General features: G+C 71.3%; 21 protein-coding genes and 1 pseudogene. 11 read left to right on the forward strand and 11 right to left on the reverse strand.

The window, feature by feature from the left end; all coding sequences use genetic code 11:
• Positions 1–177: 177 nt before the first annotated feature.
• Positions 178–1,422 carry a cytochrome P450 family protein gene (locus ACZ49J_RS37950; protein ID WP_467455355.1) on the forward strand — a complete coding sequence of 415 codons (1,245 nt, stop codon included), beginning with the start codon at positions 178–180 and terminating at the stop codon, positions 1,420–1,422.
• A gap of 351 nt (positions 1,423–1,773) precedes the next feature.
• On the opposite strand, the pseudogene ACZ49J_RS37955 reads toward ACZ49J_RS37950, so the two are convergent.
• From ACZ49J_RS37955 to ACZ49J_RS37980, 6 genes and pseudogenes are all read right to left on the reverse strand, one after another.
• Positions 1,774–1,948: pseudogene (locus ACZ49J_RS37955) on the reverse strand (cobyrinate a,c-diamide synthase); the annotation flags it as partial.
• Positions 1,899–3,290 carry a cytochrome P450 gene (locus ACZ49J_RS37960; RefSeq protein WP_467455354.1) on the reverse strand — a complete coding sequence of 464 codons (1,392 nt, stop codon included), beginning with the start codon at positions 3,288–3,290 and terminating at the stop codon, positions 1,899–1,901. The pseudogene ACZ49J_RS37955 and the gene ACZ49J_RS37960, both read right to left, overlap by 50 nt.
• Positions 3,287–3,904: a GTP-binding protein gene (locus ACZ49J_RS37965; RefSeq protein ID WP_467455353.1), complete on the reverse strand. Its 618-nt coding sequence runs from the start codon at positions 3,902–3,904 to the stop codon at positions 3,287–3,289. Before ACZ49J_RS37965 ends, ACZ49J_RS37960 begins: the two co-directional genes overlap by 4 nt.
• Positions 3,882–4,244 carry a DUF742 domain-containing protein gene (locus ACZ49J_RS37970; RefSeq protein WP_467455352.1) on the reverse strand — a complete coding sequence of 121 codons (363 nt, stop codon included), beginning with the start codon at positions 4,242–4,244 and terminating at the stop codon, positions 3,882–3,884. The genes ACZ49J_RS37965 and ACZ49J_RS37970 overlap by 23 nt, the downstream gene beginning before the upstream one ends.
• The gene (locus ACZ49J_RS37975; RefSeq protein ID WP_467455351.1) at positions 4,241–4,654 is read right to left on the reverse strand and encodes a roadblock/LC7 domain-containing protein; all 414 of its coding nucleotides are present in this window, start codon (positions 4,652–4,654) and stop codon (positions 4,241–4,243) included. Before ACZ49J_RS37975 ends, ACZ49J_RS37970 begins: the two co-directional genes overlap by 4 nt.
• Entirely contained in the window at positions 4,651–6,315 is a 1,665-nt protein-coding gene (locus ACZ49J_RS37980) for an ATP-binding protein (protein WP_467455350.1), read from the reverse strand. Before ACZ49J_RS37980 ends, ACZ49J_RS37975 begins: the two co-directional genes overlap by 4 nt.
• Before the next feature lie 284 nt (positions 6,316–6,599).
• On the opposite strand from ACZ49J_RS37980, the gene ACZ49J_RS37985 reads away from it, so the two are divergent.
• On the forward strand, positions 6,600–7,556 hold the full coding sequence (locus tag ACZ49J_RS37985; protein ID WP_467455349.1) for an AraC family transcriptional regulator: 957 nt from the start codon (positions 6,600–6,602) through the stop codon (positions 7,554–7,556).
• Positions 7,557–7,694: 138 nt separating this feature from the next.
• On the opposite strand, the gene ACZ49J_RS37990 is transcribed toward ACZ49J_RS37985, so the two are convergent.
• Positions 7,695–8,543: a hypothetical protein gene (locus tag ACZ49J_RS37990; protein ID WP_467455347.1), complete on the reverse strand. Its 849-nt coding sequence runs from the start codon at positions 8,541–8,543 to the stop codon at positions 7,695–7,697.
• Between the two features lie 645 nt (positions 8,544–9,188).
• Between ACZ49J_RS37990 and ACZ49J_RS37995 the strand changes: the two genes are divergently transcribed.
• Genes ACZ49J_RS37995 through ACZ49J_RS38015 form a run of 5 tightly spaced genes read left to right on the forward strand, consistent with a single transcriptional unit; the run spans position 9,189 to position 12,776 of the window.
• Positions 9,189–10,754, forward strand: coding sequence for a sensor histidine kinase (locus ACZ49J_RS37995; protein ID WP_467455436.1), 1,566 nt, complete (start codon positions 9,189–9,191; stop codon positions 10,752–10,754).
• Positions 10,741–11,178: a roadblock/LC7 domain-containing protein gene (locus tag ACZ49J_RS38000; RefSeq protein WP_152776243.1), complete on the forward strand. Its 438-nt coding sequence runs from the start codon at positions 10,741–10,743 to the stop codon at positions 11,176–11,178. Before ACZ49J_RS37995 ends, ACZ49J_RS38000 begins: the two co-directional genes overlap by 14 nt.
• A gap of 2 nt (positions 11,179–11,180) precedes the next feature.
• Positions 11,181–11,558, forward strand: coding sequence for a DUF742 domain-containing protein (locus ACZ49J_RS38005; RefSeq protein WP_467455345.1), 378 nt, complete (start codon positions 11,181–11,183; stop codon positions 11,556–11,558).
• A complete protein-coding gene (locus tag ACZ49J_RS38010; protein WP_467455344.1) occupies positions 11,536–12,138 on the forward strand; it encodes a GTP-binding protein in 603 nt (200 codons plus the stop codon). The genes ACZ49J_RS38005 and ACZ49J_RS38010 overlap by 23 nt, the downstream gene beginning before the upstream one ends.
• Positions 12,139–12,176: 38 nt before the next feature.
• Entirely contained in the window at positions 12,177–12,776 is a 600-nt protein-coding gene (locus tag ACZ49J_RS38015; protein WP_467455343.1) for a GAF domain-containing protein, read from the forward strand.
• Between the two features lie 149 nt (positions 12,777–12,925).
• On the opposite strand, the gene ACZ49J_RS38020 is transcribed toward ACZ49J_RS38015, so the two are convergent.
• On the reverse strand, positions 12,926–14,161 hold the full coding sequence (locus ACZ49J_RS38020) for an acyl-CoA dehydrogenase family protein (protein ID WP_467455435.1): 1,236 nt from the start codon (positions 14,159–14,161) through the stop codon (positions 12,926–12,928).
• Between the two features lie 1,660 nt (positions 14,162–15,821).
• On the opposite strand from ACZ49J_RS38020, the gene ACZ49J_RS38025 reads away from it, so the two are divergent.
• Complete coding sequence (locus ACZ49J_RS38025) at positions 15,822–16,250, forward strand: roadblock/LC7 domain-containing protein (protein WP_467455342.1); 429 nt, start codon at positions 15,822–15,824, stop codon at positions 16,248–16,250.
• Between the two features lie 93 nt (positions 16,251–16,343).
• Positions 16,344–16,937, forward strand: coding sequence for a GTP-binding protein (locus ACZ49J_RS38030; protein WP_467455341.1), 594 nt, complete (start codon positions 16,344–16,346; stop codon positions 16,935–16,937).
• Between the two features lie 82 nt (positions 16,938–17,019).
• Here the strand turns inward: ACZ49J_RS38030 and ACZ49J_RS38035 are convergent, their stop codons facing one another.
• Genes ACZ49J_RS38035 through ACZ49J_RS38045 form a run of 3 tightly spaced genes read right to left on the reverse strand, consistent with a single transcriptional unit; the run spans position 17,020 to position 18,657 of the window.
• Positions 17,020–17,289: a PfkB family carbohydrate kinase gene (locus ACZ49J_RS38035; protein WP_467455340.1), complete on the reverse strand. Its 270-nt coding sequence runs from the start codon at positions 17,287–17,289 to the stop codon at positions 17,020–17,022.
• 59 nt (positions 17,290–17,348) lie between these two features.
• Positions 17,349–17,801 carry a hypothetical protein gene (locus ACZ49J_RS38040; RefSeq protein ID WP_467455339.1) on the reverse strand — a complete coding sequence of 151 codons (453 nt, stop codon included), beginning with the start codon at positions 17,799–17,801 and terminating at the stop codon, positions 17,349–17,351.
• Positions 17,779–18,657: an ATP-binding protein gene (locus tag ACZ49J_RS38045; protein WP_467455338.1), complete on the reverse strand. Its 879-nt coding sequence runs from the start codon at positions 18,655–18,657 to the stop codon at positions 17,779–17,781. Before ACZ49J_RS38045 ends, ACZ49J_RS38040 begins: the two co-directional genes overlap by 23 nt.
• A 312-nt stretch (positions 18,658–18,969) precedes the next feature.
• On the opposite strand from ACZ49J_RS38045, the gene ACZ49J_RS38050 reads away from it, so the two are divergent.
• A complete protein-coding gene (locus ACZ49J_RS38050; protein WP_467455337.1) occupies positions 18,970–19,845 on the forward strand; it encodes a helix-turn-helix domain-containing protein in 876 nt (291 codons plus the stop codon).
• Entirely contained in the window at positions 19,846–20,121 is a 276-nt protein-coding gene (locus ACZ49J_RS38055) for a DUF397 domain-containing protein (RefSeq protein WP_467455336.1), read from the forward strand.
• Positions 20,122–20,143: the final 22 nt, after the last annotated feature.

The raw sequence follows: 20,143 nt of genomic DNA on the forward strand, positions 1-20,143 counted from the left end.
TCTTCGAGCGTAAGGAGCGCCTGGGGCCGCCGGCTTGTCGCGGCGCGCACGGCAGTTGTCGGCGCGCGCAGGGAAGTTGCGCTCATACGCAGCGCTCCCCATGCGATCTCGCCGGCAACCCTGCGGTGGCATAGCGTGACGGACCGTATCGACGGTTCGAGTGCCCGGGAGGCCCCGATGGGACAGCCAACCCCCTTAGCGATTGACGCGACCGGCCGTGACATCCACGGTGAGGCCGCCCGGATCCGGGCGAGGGGGCCGGTGACCCGGGTCGAACTCCCCGGCGAGGTCGAGGCGTGGGCGGTCAGCAGCACCGACCTGCTGAAGCGGCTGCTGACCGATCCCCGGGTGTCGAAGGACCCCCGGCGGCACTGGCCGCGGTTCGCCGACGGCCGGATCACCCCGGAGTGGCCGCTGTTCACGTGGGTCGCCGTGCGGAACATGTTCACCGCGTACGGCGGCGAGCACAAACGCCTCCGCCTCCTCGTCTCCAAGGCCTTCACCGCACGCCGTACGACCGCGCTCCAGCCCCGCATCGAGGAGATCACCAAGGAACTGCTCGACACCATCGAGGAGGCCGGGCGCCGCGCCGGACGTGTCGACCTGCGCGAGGAGCTGTGCTATCCGCTGCCGATCCGGGTGATCAGCGAGTTGTTCGGCGTGCCGGACGAGAACGGCCCCGAGCTGCGGGAGCTGGTGGACCGCGTCTTCGACACCTCGGCCGAGCCGGGCGAGATGACCGCCGCCTACGAACGCCTGTACACCGTGCTGGGCGAACTCGTGGCCGCCAAGCGGAAGTCGCCGGGCGACGACCTGACCAGCGGCCTGATAGCGGCCCGCGACGAGAAGGGCGGTAGCCGGCTCAGCGAGCAGGAACTGCTGGACACCCTGGTGCTGCTGATCAGCGCCGGGCACGAGACCACGGTCAACCTCCTCGACAACGCGATCCACGCCCTGCTCACCCATCCCGAGCAGCTCGCGCACGTGCGGTCGGGGCGGGCCTCCTGGGACGACGTCGTGGAGGAGACCCTGCGGCGCGACGCCCCCGTCGCCAGCCTGCCGCTGCGGTACGCCGTGGAGGACCTCGCCCTCGGTGAACTCGGCGGTCCGGAGGGCATGGTGATCCGCAAGGGCGAACCGATCCTGGCCGCGTACGCCGCTGCCGGGCGGGATCCCGGGCGGCACGGTGGGGACGCGGACGTCTTCGACGTCACGCGGGCCGACAAGGAGCATCTGGCGTTCGGGTACGGCGTGCACCACTGCCTCGGCGCTCCGCTGGGCCGTCTGGAGGCCAGGATCGCGCTGCCGGCGCTCTTCGAGCGGTTCCCGTCCCTGGAACTCGCGGCGGCGGAGGAGGAGTTGGGCCACGTGGACTCCTTCATCTCCAACGGCCACCGCCACCTGCCGGTCCGTCTGGGCTGAGCCGGGGGTTCTCCGTCTGGGCTGAGCCGGGGGTTCTCCGTCTGGGCTGAGCCGGGCTTTCCTCGCCCCCGCCACCCCTACCCGTCCCGTCCTCAGGGGGCGCTGCCCCTTCGACCCCGGCCGAGGGGGCTGCGCCCCCTGGACCCCCGTCCTTTCGGGGCTCCGCCCCGGACCCGTTTCGGGGGGCCGGCCCCCGGACCCCCGATCCTCAAACGCCGGAGGGGCTGAAGGGTGCGCGGCGGGGCTGGAGCGTGCGGGCCGGGCTGGAGCGCGCGGGTTGCTGGCGGGGGGCGAGGCCGTGCTGGGCTTTGACCGGCTGGGGCTTGGGGTTCAGCCGAGGCCAGGCATATCCAGCCCGTCCGGCGTTTGAGGACGAGGCCGTCAGGCCTATGCGGGGGTCTGGGGGCGCAGCCCCCGAAGGACAGGATGGGACGGGTAGGGGCGGCGGGGGCGAGGAAACCCCCGCCCAAGCCCCGTCACTCCCCCCGCCACCACGCCAGCAACCGCCCCCACCCACTCGCGCTCCGGCGCCCCACCTCGGACGACGGAAGCGTGTACTCCGCGGCCGAGCCGTACGGGCCCGCCGCCGGCCGGCTCCGGGTCGCCGGCGCGTCGTCCGAGGACGGCGCGGCCGCCGCGGCCGCCGGAAACGTCACCGGCAGCGCGGCGAGCGCCCGGTGGAAGGGGCCGGGCCTCCACTCCAACTCCTCCACGGAGACGACGAGTTCGACGTCGGGCAGACGGTCGAGGAGCTTCTCCACCGCCACCGCCGCGATCAGCCGCGCCTCGCTCTGCGCCGGGCAGTTGTGCGGGCCGGCGCTCCACGCCAAGTGGGCACGATTGCCCGCCCGCTGATCGGACGCCAGTGCCGGATCGGTGTTGGCGGCGGCGAGACTGACGACGAGCGGATCGCCCGCCCTGAGCAGCGTGCCCTCGTACATCACGTCGTGCTTGGGGTAGTGCACCGCGTAGTTGGCTATGGGCGGGTCCGTCCACAGCACCTCGTCGAGGGAGTCCTCCACCGGCAGGCTCCCCCCGGAGAGACTGCCCGCGAACCGGTCGTCGGACAGCAGCAGCCGCAGACTGTTGGCGATCAGGTTCTGCTGCGGCTCGGTGCCCGCGCCCATGAGCACGACGAGGCTGTGGACCATCTCGTCGTCCGCGAGCCGCGCCGGATGCGCCAGCAGCCAGGACGTCACGTCATGACCGGGTCGGGCCCGTTTCAGTTCGACCAGTTCGATCAGCGTGTTCGTCAGCAGCTCGTTGGCCTTCTCGGCGTCCACCCCGTCGAAGATCCCGGACATGCCCTCGACCAGCCGCACCCCGTAGTCCGCCGGGCAGCCGAAGAGGCGGTTGAACACGAGCAGCGGCAGGACCTGCGCGTACTCACCGAGCAGGTCCGCCTCCCCCCTCGGCGCGAACCGGTCGATGAGCGTGTCGGCGCTGCGCTCGACGTACTCGCGCAGCGTGTTCGGCTCCACGCGGGCCAGGCTGTCGGTGATGGCGCCGCGCAGCCGGCGGTGCTCCTCGCCGTCGGTGAACAGGGCGTTGGGCCGGTACATCATCATCGGCACGACCGGGCTGTCCATGGGGACGGTGCCGTCGGCGAGGTCGTTCCACCGGCGCGGGTCCTTGGCGAAGGTCTCCGGGCTGCGCAGGACGTGCAGGGCGGCGGCGTACGACGTGACGAGCCTGGCCCGGACACCGGGGGCGAGTTCGACCGGCGCGGTCGGTCCCTTGGCCCGCAGCCGCTGGTAGACGGCGCCGGGGTCGGAGGCGAACTCGGGGCCGTACAGGGGCTCGTGGGCCGGGCACCCCGGGGGCGGTACGGAGGGCGGGACAGGCGGTACAGGTGGTACGGAGGTCACGCGTGCTCCCGTTCGCTGGTGCCGGTGCGGCCGAGCAGGTACTCGACGAGGGCGATCAGCGCCCGCGTGGACGACTCCCGGTCGCGGGCGTCGCAGCGGACGAGCGGTGTCTCGGGCAGCAGGTCGAGGGCCTCTCGGACCTCGTCCAGCTCGTGCAGGGGCGTGCCGTCGAAGTGGTTGACGGCGACCGCGTACGGCAGTCCCAGCTCCTCCAGGACGCCCATCACGTCGAAGGACTGGTCGAGCCGCCGGGTGTCGGCGAGGACGAGCGCGCCGAGGGCGCCCCTCGTCATGTCCTGCCACAGTTCGGTGAAGCGCTGCTGGCCGGGCGTGCCGAACAGGTACAGCACCAGGTGGTCGCTGAGGGTGAGCCGGCCGAAGTCGAGGGCGACCGTGGTGGTCGTCTTGTCGCGCGTGCCGGCCAGGTCGTCGACCAGGGCACCCGCCTGGGTCATGACCTCCTCCGTGCGCAGCGGCCGGATCTCGGACAGCGCGCCGACGAACGTGGTCTTGCCGACCGCGAAGTGGCCGACGACCAGCAGCTTGGCCGCCGTCTTCACGGTGGGCCGCAGATAGACGGCGGACAGGGCGTCAGAGGCGGGCGCGGAGCCCATCGAGGACCTCCTCGAGAATGCGGATGTTGGACGCCGGGTTCGCCGGGACGTAGGGGGCGCGGGTGACGAGGTGGCCGCTGTCCATGAGGTCGGCGACCAGCACCTTGGTGACGCTGACCGGCAGCGCCAGGTGCCCGGCCACCTCGGCGACGGACAGGGCGCCGGGCCGGCACAGCTCCACCACCCGGCGCTTCTCCGGACTGAGACCGGTGACCGGAAGGTCCTCTCCGGTGACCACCATGGTGACCAGGTCCAGGGTGTTGCGGGACGGGAAGGCGCGGCCGTCCGTGACGACGTACGACCTCACCAGTCGTCCCGGGGGGCGGCGCCGGGGGGTCATGCGCGGCTGCCGGTGTCCACCCGGGCCGGGCTGGTCAGCTCCTTGCCGAGCCGGTCGACCAGCTTGTGCATGCGGTACGTGACGGCCTCCATGTCCACGTGCGCGCCCGTGGACACCGCGAGGTAGGCGCCCTCACCGGCGGCGACGAGGAAGACGAAGCCGTGCCCGAACTCGATCAGCGTCTGCCGCCACGGGGTGTCCGGGGTGCCGCAGAACTCGGCCGTGCTCCGGCTGATGGACTGCACCCCGGCGAGCCCCGCGGCGAGCCGCTCGGCGTCGTCCCGGCCGATGTGGGCGGAGTGGGCGCGCAGCATGCCGTCGGCGGAGAGCAGGATCGCGTGCCGCGCCTCGGGCACCTTCAGCACCTCGTCGAGCATCCAGCCCAGCTCGTTGGTCGTGGGCTCGATCATGCGTGGGGTGTCCCTTCGTCTTCCTGGGGCGTCGCGTGCGCGGCTTCAGCGGCTGTAGCGGCTTCAGCGGGTTCTTGTGGGGCGGGCTCGTCCCGTCGTAGGGCTCCGGTGTCGCGCTCCGGCTCCGGTTCCTTCTCGAGGACCTCCCACACGGGCTCGTACCGCGGCGCCTCCCGTACGGGCTCCTCCTCGCGCGCGGTCTCCCACGAGAACGCGTACCGGTCCTCCCGCGGCTCGGGACCGGGCCGTACCGGGTCCGCCGGCGCGTCCCCCCGCGTCGCCTCGTCGGCCGCGCGCTCCCCCGCCTCGCGGCCGACGCGGGTGCCGCGGGCGAAGGCGCCCATGATGCGGGCGTTCTCCTCGGGCGAGCGGGCGGGAACGTCCTCCGCCGCGGTGGAGGCGGACGCGGAAGTGGCGGACTCGGAGGGAGCGGCAGCCGGCTTCGAGGGAGTACGGCGGCGGCGCTTCGGCAGACCACCAGCCGTGGTGCCCACGGGCTCCGCCGGACGCGGCTCGAACTCGCGCTCGGGCGAGGGCGAGGGCTCGGGAGCGGGAGCGGCTGAGGGCGATGCGGAGGCGGCGGCCTCGGGAGCGGGCTCCGGGGCCGGCTCGGGAGCCCGCGTGCGCGGCGCGTCGGGCTCGGTCACCGCGGGCTCGGGGGCAGTGGACTCGACGTGGGTCAGCAGGGTCGACGGCACGAACACGACGGCACGGACACCGCCGTACGGTGAGCGCGTGTCCACGGAGACGCTGAAGCCGTAGCGCCGGGCGAGGACCCCGATGACGGCGAAGCCGAACTGGGGCGGGTCGTCGAGGCGGGTCACGTCCACCGCGCGGCGCCCGCTGAGCAGTTCGCCCGCGCGCTCGACGGCCTGCCCGTCCATGCCGACGCCGGCGTCGTCGACGACCACGCACGCGCCGTTGTGCACCACCTGGACGTTGACCTCGACGTGGGTGGCCGGTTGCGAGTGGCGGGCCGCGTTGTCGAGGAGTTCGGCGACGGCGAGGACGACCGGCTCCACCGCGCGGCTCTCCACGGCGACGTCGACCTCGCCGGTGACGCGGACACGGCGGTAGTCGCGGATGCGGGACGTCGCGCCGCGGACGACCTCGACCAGCGGCGAGGTCGCGCGCTGGCGCCCCGGCCAGGAGCCGCACAGCACGGCGATGGCCTGGGCGCGGCGGCCGAACTGGGCGTTGGTGTGGTCGATCTCCAGCAGGTCGCGCAGCACGTCGGGGCGGTCGTGCCGTTCCTGCATCTCGGAGATGGACACCTGCTGCTCGTTGGCGAGGGCCTGGATGGAACGCATCGACGCCTTCAGCGCGGCCTTCGCGGACTGGTCGGCGCGCACCTGCGCGTGCTCCACGGCGCTGGAGAAGCGGACGAGGATCTCTTCCAGGCCCTTCGCGAACTCCGTGTCGGCGAGGCGGGAGTCCACGGGGCTGGGGGCGGGCTGGTGGGGGGCGTCCGCGAGGGCGGGCAGGCGGACCAGGAGCAGGTGGCGCAGTGCCTCGTCCCGGGCGCGCAGTCCGTCCGCGAGATCCGCGCCGCGTCCGCGCTGCCGGCGGGTGATCCCGTGCTGACGCACCAGAAGCACGGCAGTGACCACCAGCAGTGCGGCCAGGCCCCAGGTCACCGCCTCCGGTATGGGCTCGGTCATGAGGTCACAAGTCCTTACGTCACGTCCACAGGTCGCCATGTCCTCAAGTCGCCGCGGGTGGCGTGAGTGGGCAGAGCCGTCGACGGTAGTTGTGCGACGGCGCGTGCACTTTCCGTGACGCGCAGAGAAGTTGCCGAGGGACGCACGGGTGGTGTGCGAGGGCAACCGGGCGCCACTAGGGTTTCCCTGGGTAACGGCCGGCGCACGCGAACGGAAGACGACGCCGAACCGTACGGAACAGCATGTACGAAACCGTCGGGACCCATCACCACGGAGGGGGATCGTTGCCCGCGGGAAGCTACACCGTCGAGTCGCGGAGCACGGGAGAGGTCAATCCTCGCGAGCGCGCCGACTTCTGGCGCGAGCGCGTCGGGACGTACCAGCCGCGGATGGACTTCAGGTACGCGCGCACCGACAACTTCCGCGGCGAGGCCGTCCGCCAGCGCACCGGGGCCTATCAACTCGTCAAGTACGCCTCGGACGAGATCGAGTACAGCCGGACCCCCCACCAGGTGCGGCAGGACCCCGACGAGGACTACCGTCTGCTGCTTCCCCTGCGCGGCGAGATCGTGCTGCGGCAGGACGGCCAGGAGGCCAGGCTCACACCGGGGACCGGCACGCTGGTCACGTTCGGGGAGCCCTTCCAGTGTCTCCAGGACGCGAACACCCAGGCGTTCATCCTCACCATCCCGGCCCACGAGGTGGACGGCCCGCTGAACCGCAAGTCACCGGTGGCGACAGGACTCGACCTGACCAAGGGCCTCGGCCGGATCGTGCGCTCCATGCTGAGCGACCTGTACGAGGAGCGCCACCACCTCACCGACCCGCAGTTCAACGCCGTCTCGGACCGCGTCGTCGAACTGGTCCGCATGCTCGCCGCCGGTGACGACCGGCCCGGCGCGCCGGGCCACCTCGGCGAGGTCGAGGCGATGGTCCGCCGCTACGTGCGCGAGCACGCCTGTGACCCCGGCCTCACGGGTACGTCGATGGCGCGCGCCCTGGGCTGGTCGCTGCGCCAGATACAGCTCGCCCTGCAGCGCGCGGGCACCACACCGCGCGATCTGATCCGCGAGGAGCGTCTGCGGCTGGTCCGCGACCGTCTCCGGTGCGCGGACTGCGAGCACCTGACGATCACGGACCTGGCCCACGCCTCGGGCTTCTCCTCGGCGAGCACGCTGAGCACGGCGTTCCGCCAGCGGTACGGCGTGAGTCCCCGTGACATGCGGTACCGCTCGCGCTGAGCCGAGCGCACGCCGGGGGCGGGCGGCATTCCTGCCGGCAGCCGCCCGGGCCCCGGGGCCAGTGGACGGGCCAGTCGGACCGGACCAGTCGGACGGGGCCAGTCGGCCAGGGCCGGTCGCGGGTTCGGCTGGACGGGTTCATCTGGGCAGGCGCTGAAGGCTGTTGCGATCCGCGATGGCCCGGTCCTGGGCCTCCCGGTAGGTGTCCGCGGCGTCCTGCGGGTTGTCGCTGTGCTGACCACGCCGGGTCAGGTCGTTCGCCAGCAGGTGGGCGAGCGAGCCGGGCCCGGGAGGCAGCGCCCGGGAGCCGCCCTCGGAGACGACCTCGGTGGCCTCGACGAAGTCCGACATGAGCCGGAGCGCCGCTAACTCACCGCTGGCGAGCACGACCTTCACCCTGTCCTGCTGCGGCGCCAGCAGCGCCTCCCCGATCCGGTCCCGGTAGGTCTCGCTGAGCCGCCGGGCGAACCGGTACAGGTAGTCGTCCTCGCCCGGGGAGCCCGCCTCGGGCACGAACATCCGCAGACGGCCGGCGAGGCCTTCCAGGTCCGCCCCCGGCGAGCGGTACAGCGGACGCTCGCTGCTCTTGCTGCGGGGATCGGCCCGCATGGTCAGGACGAAGCGTGCGACGGCCTCCCGCACGGGCCACAGCCCTTCACCGAGCCAGCGGAAGGTCCGGCTCTCGGCGTACGGGGTGCCGTGGATGAGGACCAGACACCAGCCGGAGACCGCGCACCAGTGGAGCTGCGCGGTCCCCGGGCCGTCCAGCAGGGCTCTCTCGAACCTGCTGGTGAAGTAGATCGCGCCCTCGACGTCCTTCTGATGGCGGCTCTGTGCCTCGTCCGTGAAGTCGCTGTAGACAGCGATGCTGCTCACCGGCAGCCCTTCGGTCAGCAGGTGCTCCGCGACCGAAGCCATGTAGTGGCCGATCCCCCGGTCGAGCTCGCTCCGCAAGGACCGCTCACCGCCCGGACCCAAGTCCCCCACCCTGGCCCCTCCAGCATTCCGCGAAATTCGAAATCTTGACCAGAGCATAGGCAGTTCTTGCTCCGGTGACACGTGTCCTCACGGGAGACGCCGATCGTGGCGCGAGGAGCGGCGGGCACACGCGGGAGACATCTCCCGGGCCTCGACGCGACTGCCTTACAGGACAGTTGGGAACACGGGTCAACCCACCGGGCCGTCGACGCGCTGTGAATGTTACAGGTAGCCCCTGTGCACAGTGTGCGACGGCACTTTCGCCTGGGGCCGAACCGCTGGTCCCGTGGCTGAAGTTGCTCGGTCGGCAGCCCCGATGACGAAGCGTCGGGTGACTCCCTGTGAGGGGCCGACGGAGCCACGTCCGGGCCTCGCGGCCTTTGATGCGTGTTCAAGTGAAAATCCCTTCCAGGAGCAACTTGAGCGGCTGGTCAGATGGTTGACGTCTTTCGCTACTCTGTCGCGTACTGGCTGATCGAGAGGACTCCGATGCCTGAACCCCCGCCCTATGACACAAACCCGGAACGCGGTCGGCCGGCCCCTGTGACGCCTCCGCCCCGCAACCGGCACGGCAAGTCCCCCTCTTCGGAGCCCGCGCCCTCCCCCGAGGTGCGGTCCCGTCTGGTCCGGCTTGCGGTTCTCCCCGTGTCGCTCATGGGAGCGACGGCGACCGCCGCCGTCACCTCCCTCGTCCTGCACCTGAAGCAGGGCGCTGTCGACGCCACCACCTGGGGCATCGTGGCGAGTGCCGCCGCCCTCGGGTGCGGCTGCATAGCCGCCGCCGTTTCCTCCGCCCGCTCCCAGGCCCGCAGGGAGTCGCGACAGATCGCCTCGTTGCGTCAGACCGTCACGAACGGCAAGTGGCCGCTCGACGAGGCCCTCGCCGCGCTCGAACGGGGTGAGCAGCTCCATCCGCGGGTGTTCACCCACCCGGCCCCCCGCTCGGGGGACCCGCGGGAAGTGCTCGTGTACGAGCTCGCCGAGGCGCAGCACAACGCCCGCGAGGCTCTGGTCCAGGCGGCGCGGCTCACCGAGGCCGCCTCCGAGGACAGCCACGACAAGGTCGAGGTCTTCGTCAACCTGGCCCGCCGGCTGCAGTCCCTGGTCCATCGCATGATCCGTGAGCTGGACGACCTGGAGAACCAGGTCGAGGACCCGGACCTGCTGCGGCGCATCTTCGGCATCGACCACCTGGCCACCCGCATCCGGCGGCACGCGGAGAACCTCGCGGTGCTCGGCGGCGCGGTCTCCCGCCGTCAGTGGACCAACCCGGTGACGCTGACCGAGGTGCTGCGCTCCTCCATCGCCGAGGTCGAGCAGTACTCGCGCGTCAAGCTCGTACCGCCCATCGAGGGCACGCTGCGCGGTCACGCGGTCGCCGACGTCATCCACCTCCTGGCCGAGCTCGTCGAGAACGCCACGGCGTTCTCCAAGCCGGACACCCAGATCCTGCTGCGCTCGCGGCGGGTCACGGCCGGTATCGCCGTGGAGGTCGAGGACCGGGGCCTCGGGATTCCGCAGCACGACCAGGACCGCATCAACGCCCTGCTGGCGGACCCGGGTCACGTCGACATCGCCACGCTGCTCGCCGACGGACGCATCGGCCTCTTCGTCGTCTCGTCGCTGGCCCGCAGGCACGGCATCGCGGTCAAGCTGACCGGGAACATCTACGGCGGCGTTCAGGCCATCCTGGTGCTCCCGCACCAGCTCCTCGGCGCCGAGGAGGGCCAGGCACCGGCCCAGGCGATGCCCGCCGAACCCCGTCCGGCGCCCGCGCCCGCCGCACCGCAGCAGACGTGGGCCGCGTCGTCCGCGCCGGGCACGCCGGCCGCTGCCCCGCGGCACCAGCCGCAGCCGCAGCAGCCGGTGGCTCCGCAGCCCGCGGCGCCCCGGCCCGTGATGGCCCAGTCCCGGTTCGAGGCCCGGCATGACGGCCGGTCGGCCGGCGCCGGGATTCCCGCGCCGCACGGGTCCCAGCAGCCCAGGCCCGTACTGCCGCAGCGCCGCCCGCAGAGCCACCTTGCGCCGGAGCTCCGGGACGGCCCCCTCTCCCGGCAGGACGAGGCCGCGGAGGAGCCCGGGTTCAACCCCGGCCTCCTGGCCGGGATCAACCGGGGGATGAACCTCGCCGGCACCTCGTCCGACGTGAGCCCGGGGGGCGACTCGCGTTGGGTCTCGTATCAATCTCAAGGAGAAGAACCGCACCATGGTGAGCGATAGCCACCCCACCGGCCAGAACGTCGACTGGCTGCTGGAGAACCTGAAGAAGACCGTGCCGGGTACGCGGCAGGTGCTGCTGCTCTCCTCCGACGGCTTGAGGAAAGCCCACGCCGATCTCGCCAGCGACGACGCCGACCGACTCGCCGCCATAGCGTCCGGCCTCAACTCACTGGGCCGTTCCTACGGCCAGGACCGGATCCTGGGCGGCGGCGGCGCCGTCCGCCAGGTCGTGGTGGAGCTGAACAACGGCATCCTCATCGTGGCCTCCGCGGGCCACGGTGCCGTGCTCGCGGTCACGGCGGACGCGACGACGCACACGGAGACGCTGGGCTACGAGATGGGCATGCTGATCCGGGCCGTGCAGCCGTTCCTCGCGACCCCCGCGCGCCGGCCGACCATCACGTCCTCCGGGGCGGGGAACTGAACATGCCGGACGAGCCGGACGAGATGTTCCTGGACGAGGAGGCCGGACGCCTGGTCAGGCCCTTCACCGTCAGCAACGGACGCACTCGGCCCTCGACGCACTTCGACATGCTCACCCTGGTGATGTCCACCGGCGTACGGCCGGCCGCCGACCTCGGCCCCGACCACGACACGGTGCTCAGCCTGTGCAGTACCCCCGTGTCGGTGGTCGAGCTGGCGGCCCTCATGAAACTCCCGGTCGCCGTCACCAAGGTCCTTCTGTCCGACCTTGTACAGCAGGAGGCGCTCACCGCACGGGCGCCACGTGTCATTGAGGCGGCGACGGCCGCCAACCGAGAGACTTTGGAGGCGGTGCTCGATGGTCTTCGCGCGCGGCTCTGACCACTTCCCGACCGCCCTGAAGATCCTCATAGCCGGGGGGTTCGGGGTCGGCAAGACGACCTTCGTCGGGGCGGCCAGCGAGATCGCTCCCCTGAACACCGAAGAGGTCATCACCACGATCAGCGCCCGCACGGACAGCCTCGACGGTGTCGAGGACAAGTCCACCACCACCGTGGCGATGGACTTCGGGCGGATCACCCTCGACTCGGAACACGTCCTCTACCTGTTCGGCACACCCGGGCAGGAGAGGTTCTGGTTCATGTGGGACGAGTTGTCGGACGGCGCGCTGGGAGCGGTCGTTCTCGCCGACACCCGCAGACTCGACGCGTGCTTCCCCGCGGTCGACTTCTTCGAGCTGCGCGGAATCCCGTTCGTCGTGGGGGTGAACGAGTTCGACGGTGCCTACAGGTACACCGACGAGGAGGTGCGCCAGGCCATCGGCCTCAAGTCCGACGCGCCCGTCGTCTTCTGCGACGCCCGGCAGTGCAGCTCCAGCACGGGCGTGCTCCTCACCCTCGTCGAGCACCTGCTCAGCCTGACCTACGGCTCCGGGGCGCAGGAGGCCAACGTGCTCCGTTGATCCCTGCTCGACCCAGCCGACACCCGAACGGAGTTCACATGCACAGCACAGATCCCTACTCCACGTACGAGCCCCTCGACCGCCTGCTGCTGACCCCCGAGGACCCGGCCGGCCCGCACCGGGCCGCCCGGCTCGCCCAGCTCGGAATCGGGAGCACTCCCCTGCCCGAGTTCGACGAGTTCGCGCGCCGCCTCGCCACGGAACTCGACGCGCCGTTCGCGATGGTGAACTTCATCGACCACCGGCGTCAGTTCTTCGCGGGGCTCTACACGCCCGACGCCGGGGCGGTGAGCGTGGAACAGCGGTCGGTGCAGGACCAGGCTCCTCCCGTGGGCCGGGAGATGAGTCTGGACCACGGCTTCTGCCCGCACACCGTCAAGCGGACGGCGGCGCTGGTGCTCGACGACGTCTGCGACTACCCGCGGTTCGCCGGGAATCCGGTCGTGGACGAGATCGGCATCCGCTCCTACATGGGGGCGCCCCTGGCGGACACGCTTGAGGGCATCAACCTCGGGACGATCTGCGTCGTGGACACCGAGGCCCGGCCGTGGGGCCGGCAGCGCCTGGAGATCATCAAGAGCATGGCCCAGGAGATGGCCGACTGGATCCAGGCCCGGGCGGAGGGCCGCGGCATGTGACCGGGCGGCCGCTGGTGTTCCTGGGACGAAGGAGTACGGCCGGCTGCGACACGGCGAAGCCGCGGGCACGTGTGTGGTGCCCGCGGCTCATCTGCCTCTGAACCGGATCCCCCGCCCGTCCCCCATGGTCCGGCCTTTTCGCCGTGCCGCTACACGAGCTCCCCGACGGCCTCCGGTCGCGTCCGCAGGGGGACCGAGCGGGGGTTGCGTACGAGGTCGGCGAGGCGCTGGGACCACTGGCCCTTGTTCTCGCCCAGGGCGAACTCGCCCAGCCGCAGGGCCTGGATGTCGGACGTGCCCGCGGGCGCGTAGATGTGGAGGGCGTCGCGGAGGTACCGCTCGATGGGCCGGTCGGTGAACAGCCCGGCGGCGGCGTGTATCTCCATGGCCTCCTGGGCCGACTCGATGGAGGACTCGACGTTGAAGAGCTTGGCGGTCATGAGCTCGACGTCGCAGGGACGCCCCTGGTCCAGCAGGTGTGCGGCCAGGTAGGCACTCTGCCGGGCCAGCGTCAGCCTCTGCAGCATCCTGCCCAGCTTGAGCTTGACATTGGGCAGTTGCCCGAGAGGTTTGCTCCGCCGGAACACCTCCTGGCAGTAGCTGGAGGTCTCCTCGAAGACGGCCTGGTGGATCCCCAGGGACACCGCGGTGAGGTTGGGCCGGCCGTAGAGCACCGACGATGAGTAGGCGACGGCGAGCCCCTGCCCCTCCTCGCCAAGGCGATTGACCGCCGGTACGCGGCAGTTGTCGAAGATGAGCTCCCCGAAACTGAAGCCGTGCAGCCCCATGGAGGGCACCTGCGGCGCGAGGGAGAAGCCCGGCCTGGTCGATTCGACGAGGAACGCGGTCAGCCCCTTGGAGCCGGGGCCGGTGCGCACCACGACGCCGTGCAGATCCCCGACGTGGCTGTTGCCGACGAAGACCTTGCGCCCGTTCAGTACGTAGTCGTCGCCGTCCCGGACGGCGGTGCTCTCCATGTCGGTCACGAAGCCGCCCGACACCGGCTCGGTGACGGCGATCGTCGGCAGGATCTGCCCGTCGGCTATCGGGGGCAGCCACTGCCGCTTCTGGAGCTCGTTGCCGAAGTGAATAATCTTGGCGACGCCCAACTGGGAGGCCTGGACCATGGCGCCCATCGCGCCACTGACCCGGGACAGCTCCTCGATGATGATGGTCTTGGCAAGGTGACCCGCACCCATGCCGCCGTACGACGGGTCGATCGTGGCTCCGATCCAGCCCTGTTTGGCGATCAACCGGGACAGTTCGACCGTCGCGGTGCGGGAGGCTTCCATCTCGGGTATGAGCGGTCGCACGTCGCGCTCGGCAAAATCGCGTACGCGCTGTCGCAGATCCTCGTGGTCCTGGGTGGTGAAGACGTGTTCCACGACAAGCCCTTCTCCGCGCTTCACCGCGCCCAGAGCGGCGCGGAGGCTGTACGTCGGGCCGTGCATCCTGGCAGGGGCTGGCCGACGGCAATATGGTCTACAAATCGACCCTCCACGCCAAGATCGTTTAGGTGGTTTGGCTGAAACCCAAGCCGTTGCGACTGGCGCGAGAATGTGAGATATGAAAGATCGGTTGTCCACATTGTGATACCTTTCAGACCGAGTTGGACCGGTCCTGAACGTTTGGCCGAGGGGAGCGACTGGCTCGACCACCAGGGATGCACTCCCTGATTCGCCAGTAACGAGGGGTGAGCGCTGACCGCCCCTCACGCTCGCACTCCTTGTCCATGTTTGAACTGGCAGGCCATTGATTTTCGGCCAAGATAACGTGCGTCAGCCATGCGTCATGACAGAGGTCTCGACCTGTGGACCCCCAAAAGTGCGCACAGGGGTTCGATTCAGCCATTACGGGACCTAACCGCACGCTGTTTTCGGGGACTTGACGCAGCGACACCACCGACAGACCGTTGGGGTGACACAGGGCCACTGCGGGCGCAACGGGCGGTCCAGGCCCCCGGTGTCGCGCGAGATGCCAGGTCAGCGACCAGTCGGACCATGCCAAGGGTCGGCCCATCGCCGCCAGGGCAAGATCCACAACCGGACGTCGACCCTCCACATACCGGCCGGGCACGGCGTCCGATCCGGGGCCTCACGCACACATGTCAGCGCCACGGAGACCTGGACGACCAGCGACCTCGCAGGGGTCTCCACCAGGGCTTCTTCCGCCGTGGGGCCAGCCTGACCGGAGCCCTGGCCGGAGACGCCGACCGCCACAAGAACTCCACCACTCCACACGGAATCCGCGACATACCCCCACAGGTGAAATCTTCGGTGGAGCGCGAAGAGCGCGCGGCTCGCCGACGGGGGAGTCCTCGATGTGATCACCCTCCGTCAGCTTCGGGCGGCCCCTCAACTGCGGTGCGCACCCTGTCAGTTGCGTCCAGGCGACTGCTGACGGCAGGCCGACGGCCTGGTACGGTTCACCCGGTCGCTGACATGTGCGAAGGCTCTGTCAACACACGCGCGGGGGATCACGGGCACGGTGCGCCACGCCCGAACCATCACCAGTGTTTCGCTGTCGTACGAGGAATCAGATGCCAGGCACCCGCGACTGGCGGACACGTCATCGGTCCGCCTCCCGCCAGAATCTCCGGTCATCGCTCGCCGTGCCGTTCACCGTGCCGGGGGACCTGGTCGCCGGCACGGCCACGGAGCCCGACACCGGCACGGGACTCGGCGCGGGACCCGGTGCCACCGCCGCCCTGCAGGACGGTGAGTCCGGCCGGTCCGGCCGCGCGTCCACCGGGGGCTTCCCGCAGGGCCGTTCCGGTCCGCCGGTCACTCCCCCGGTCCTGCCGCGGCGGTCCCGGGGAACCAGCCTCACCCGGCAACTGCGCGCGGAGGCGGCACAAAGAAGCCAGTCCGGTCGCGGAGAGGCATGCGGCCCCGCTCCGGACGACGGCCGAGGAGCACCGCCGCCACCGTGCGGCCCCGGCGTCCGCTGACCGGCGGCCCCGGCACCCCCGCGACTTGGCGCACCCCGACGCGCCACCTGACCGGCGCACCCACGGCGCCGACCGACCGTGAGGAACATGCAGGAATGAGTGAGCAGGTACCACCCGGTCCCCAGCTGGACTGGCTCCTGGACGGACTGGTGGAACGGATACCGGAGATCCGCTGCGCCGTCGTACTGTCCGGGGACGGCCTCCTCATCGGCAAGTCCAAGGACATACGCCGGGGCGACGCCGAGCACCTCTCCGCCGTCGGCTCGGGCATGCACAGCCTCGCCCGGGGCGTCGCGCGCCACTTCCACGGCGGCGAGGTCCAGCAGACCGTCATCCAGATGGAGCGGGCGTTCCTGTTCGTCACCGCCGCGGGACAGGGCGCGCGGCTCGCCGCCATCGCCTCCGAGGAGGTGGACGTCGGGGTGATGGCCTTCGAGATGGGCACGCTCGTCAAGCAGGTCGGCCAGCACCTGTCCGCCGCGCCGCGCGAGGAGACCCCGTTCGGCTACGTGCAGGACACGTGAGGTGTCCGGACTCGCCACGCGCGGGGATCACTGTCCAGTCCCGGCCCGCGCCGAGCGAGCGGCCAGGCGCGGAACACGTCGAGAGGGTGCGGGATGAGATCCGTCAGCTCCCAGCCGGTCATGCCCACCGCCTTGAAGATCCTCATCGCGGGCGGATTCGGCGTGGGGAAGACCACCATGGTGGGCTCGGTGAGCGAGGTGGCGCCGCTGGAGACCGAGGAGCGGATCACCACCGCGAGCGTCGGCGTGGACGACCTGGCCGGTGTGGAGAAGAAGACCACCACCACCGTCGCCATGGACTTCGGGCGGATCACCATCTCCCCCGAGCTGGTGCTCTACCTGTTCGGCACGCCCGGTCAGGACCGTTTCTGGTTCATGTGGGACGACCTGTCCGCCGGTGCGCTGGGGGCCGTCGTCCTGGCGGACACGCGCCGGCTGGAGGCGTGCTTCGCCTCGATCGACTTCTTCGAGGCACGTGAGATCCCCTTCGCCGTGGGCGTCAACTGCTTCGACGGCCGCCGTGACGCCACCCCCGAAGAGGTACGTCACGCCCTCGACCTGGACTCCTCCACGCCGGTTGTCCTCTGTGACGTCCGCGACCGCCGCTCCAGCACGATGGTGCTCATGGCGGTCCTGGAAGCGGCGCAGAAGCGGGCGACTGCCCACCACGCGACGATCGGCCCCTGAACCGTCAGGCGATCGGCCCCTGAACGTCAGGCGGCCGGCCCGGCCGCCCCGGCGAGGAGTTCGTCCCGCCGAACGGGGTCGGTCAGGTGGCCGGGACGGTGCAGGCGTGGGCGTGGGCGCCGGCGATGGTGCCGTACAGGCCGCACCGCCGCGGGGGCTCACCGGAGACGTGGCCGCGTGGCCTGCGTGGCCTCCGTGCGAAGAGGTAGCCCGCGGCGAAGGCGTCACCCGCGCCGGTGGAGTCGATGACGCGGGTGGCCGGTGGGACGGCGGGGATGTGGGTCAGCTCGCCCCTCGTGGCCCTCGTAACCCCGTCGCCCGTGCCGTCCGTCCCGGCCGCGTCGTCGGCCAAGGGCCCCGCTCCCCCGGCGTGTTCCTCTCGCTCACGGCCCAAGAGTACGGCGGGAACGGTCAGTTCACGGAACCCAGTGACCAGTGCGGAGTGCTGCCGGCGAGGCGGCAGGTGAGGAAGTACAGCGGGATGGGCGGGGTGTAGGGCGAGTCGCCGTCGGGGGCGTGGATCAGGCGCGGGCCGACGGGCCGGGTGTCCGGCCGGGCGCGTGTCCACGACGGCTCGGCCACGCGGGCGCCGACTGCGTAGCGGGTGCCGGCCGGCCAGGTGACGCCGATGTGGGAGTCGGCGGGCACGATCCACCACCAGCGCTCGTCGTCGGCGAAGACGCACCCCACCCGGGGCAGGCACTCCATGATCCGCTCACCGTGCTCCCGGGAGGTCCCGACCGCGTCGTACCCGAGAACGGCGGACAGCCCGGCGGGCAGGGTCAGTCGCGCGGGCCGGGGGGCACGCGGAGGGGGAACGAAGGGAGTGCGCGCCCGCAGGTCACGGGTGTGCCGGAGTTCCATGAGGCAGATGCCCTTCGGCCGAGCGGGAGACGGGCCGGGTGACGTGGGGGGACGTGACCGCCGCTCGGCGGGCCGCGGGGACCGTCAGCGCGGCCGCCCGTGCGGGCCCGCTGCCGTCCGGGGGTGGCGTGGCCGCGCCCGGCACCGGCCGCACCGCGTTCGAGGGCGGCTCGGACGCACGGAGTTCGCGCCCGGCCTCCCAGTCGAGGAGCCCGCCTCTCGGGATTCGCGCACCTGTCTCCGCCTCCGTGGCCGCGGTGGCACCCGAGGCGGACTCGGCGGCGCGGCCCGGGAGTTCGGCCCGCGGTGCGGGCGGGTCGGCCTCCCGGGACGGAGCTCCGACGGCCTCCGGGGCCGGTCCGGCCGGCTGCCAGGCCAGTTCGGCCCAGACGACGCTGCCCGAACCGTGGGCGCTCGCGCCGACCCCCCAGTCGCTGGAGAGCGCGCCGACCAGCAGCAGCCCGCGCCCGTTCTGGTCGTCGGCGTCGGGCTGCCGCCGCTCGGGGAGCGACCCGCCGCGGTTCTGGTCCTCGACCTCGACACGCAGCCGTGTGCCGCCGAGGCCGAGCCGGCACACGACGCGGTCGCTTCCCGTGTGGGTGAGCGCGTTGGTGACGAGTTCGGAGATCACCAGGACGGCGTCGTCGCACAGTTCGCGGTCGGCGCCCCACGCGTCCAGTACCTCGCGCACGTGCTCCCGGGCCTGCCCCACCGAGGCGGGCGTCGCGGGCAGGCCGAACATCTCGGATCTGCGGCGGTGTCCGGGTGTGCCGGCGTACGCGTGCTCGGGCGACCGGCCAGGACCACGGTCGTCCTGCCATGACTGGTCGTCGTCCCACGGGGGTTCGCCAGGCAATCGGCCCAAAGGCTGGGGGAGGGAGGGCGGAGCCATCGCCGTTCGCCTTTCGTCTGCCTACGCACCTGGTTCGGTGCCGGTTCCGCACCACGGACGAGGCCCCTGTGCAGCTCCATCTCCCCCAACGGGGCTGCTCGGACCTTCGTTCTCCGGCCGTGGACGGTACGACCACTGTGGCACCTGCCAACAACGGCTCGCAACCGGCAAGTTGAAAATTGCAATTTGTTGGGTGCATGCTTCGGCTCGGTCGGCGGGTGATCGTGACAGACTGCGACCGACAGGCCCGGCGTGAAAACGTGAGGGGGTGACGGTGTGACCGCGGAGACCGACTGGGGCGGTGCCCCCTCCGTGCTGCGGATGATCCTCGGAAGGCAGCTGGAGGAGCTGCGCACCCGGGCCGGTATGACGTTCGAGCAGGCGGGCGAGGCGATCGGCGTCAGCCACTCCACGATCCGCCGGCTGGAGGCCGCGAAGGTCGCCCGGCTGCGGCTCCCGGACGTCGAGAAGCTGCTCCAGGTGTACGGCGTGACGGACCAGCAGGAGATCGACACCTTCCTGAGTTCGGCCCGTGAGGCCAACAAGCGCGGCTGGTGGCACACCTACCGTGACGTCCTGCCGGACTGGTTCGCCGCGTATCTGAGCCTGGAGCAGGCGGCCCTGCAGATCCGCGCGTACGAGGCGGAGTTCGTGCACGGGCTGCTGCAGACCGAGGCGTACGCGCGTGCCCTGCTGAGCGCCGGCAACCCGCACGCCGCGCCCGAGGACACCGAACGCCGGGTGGCGCTGCGCATGCGGCGCCAGGAGCTCCTCACCCGCCCCAGTCCGCCGCGTGTGTGGATCGTCATGGACGAAACGGTCCTGCGCTGGCCGGTCGGTGGCTCCGAGGTGATGCGGGAGCAGGTGGACCATCTGATCGAGGTCAACCGGCTACCGAACGTGACTTTGCAGATCATGCCGTTCAGCAACGGCCCCCACCCCGCCATGCGGGCCGGGGCGTTCCATCTCTTCCGGTTCAGGGCGCCCGAACTGCCCGACATCGTCTACCTCAGCGGCCTGGTCGGCGCGGTGTACCTCGACAAGTCGGACGACGTCGTGGTCTACCGCGAGGCCCTGGACCGGTTGGGCGCCCAGTCGGCGCCCGCCAGAAAGACCGAGGCACTCCTCGGTGCCCTACGCAAGGAGCTCTGAATGCACCACCACACGCACCACCCCACACACCACCGCGTCTCGCACGACTCCATACGCAACGGAATGCCGTCCCGTGACCTCGGCACCCACGGCTGGTCCAAGCCCTGGAGCGACGACGCCGGCGGTGCCTGCGTCGAGGTGAAGAAGCTCGCCGACGGCCGCGTCGCCCTCCGCCAGTCCACCGACCCCGACGGCCCCGCCCTCGTCTTCACCCCGCACGAGATGATGAGCTTCCTGACCGGCGTGAAGGCGGGTGACGCCGACTTCCTCCTCTGAACCCCCTTGTTTTTACCGAGCG

This window comes from Streptomyces sp. NPDC030840 (genome assembly GCF_055572015.1).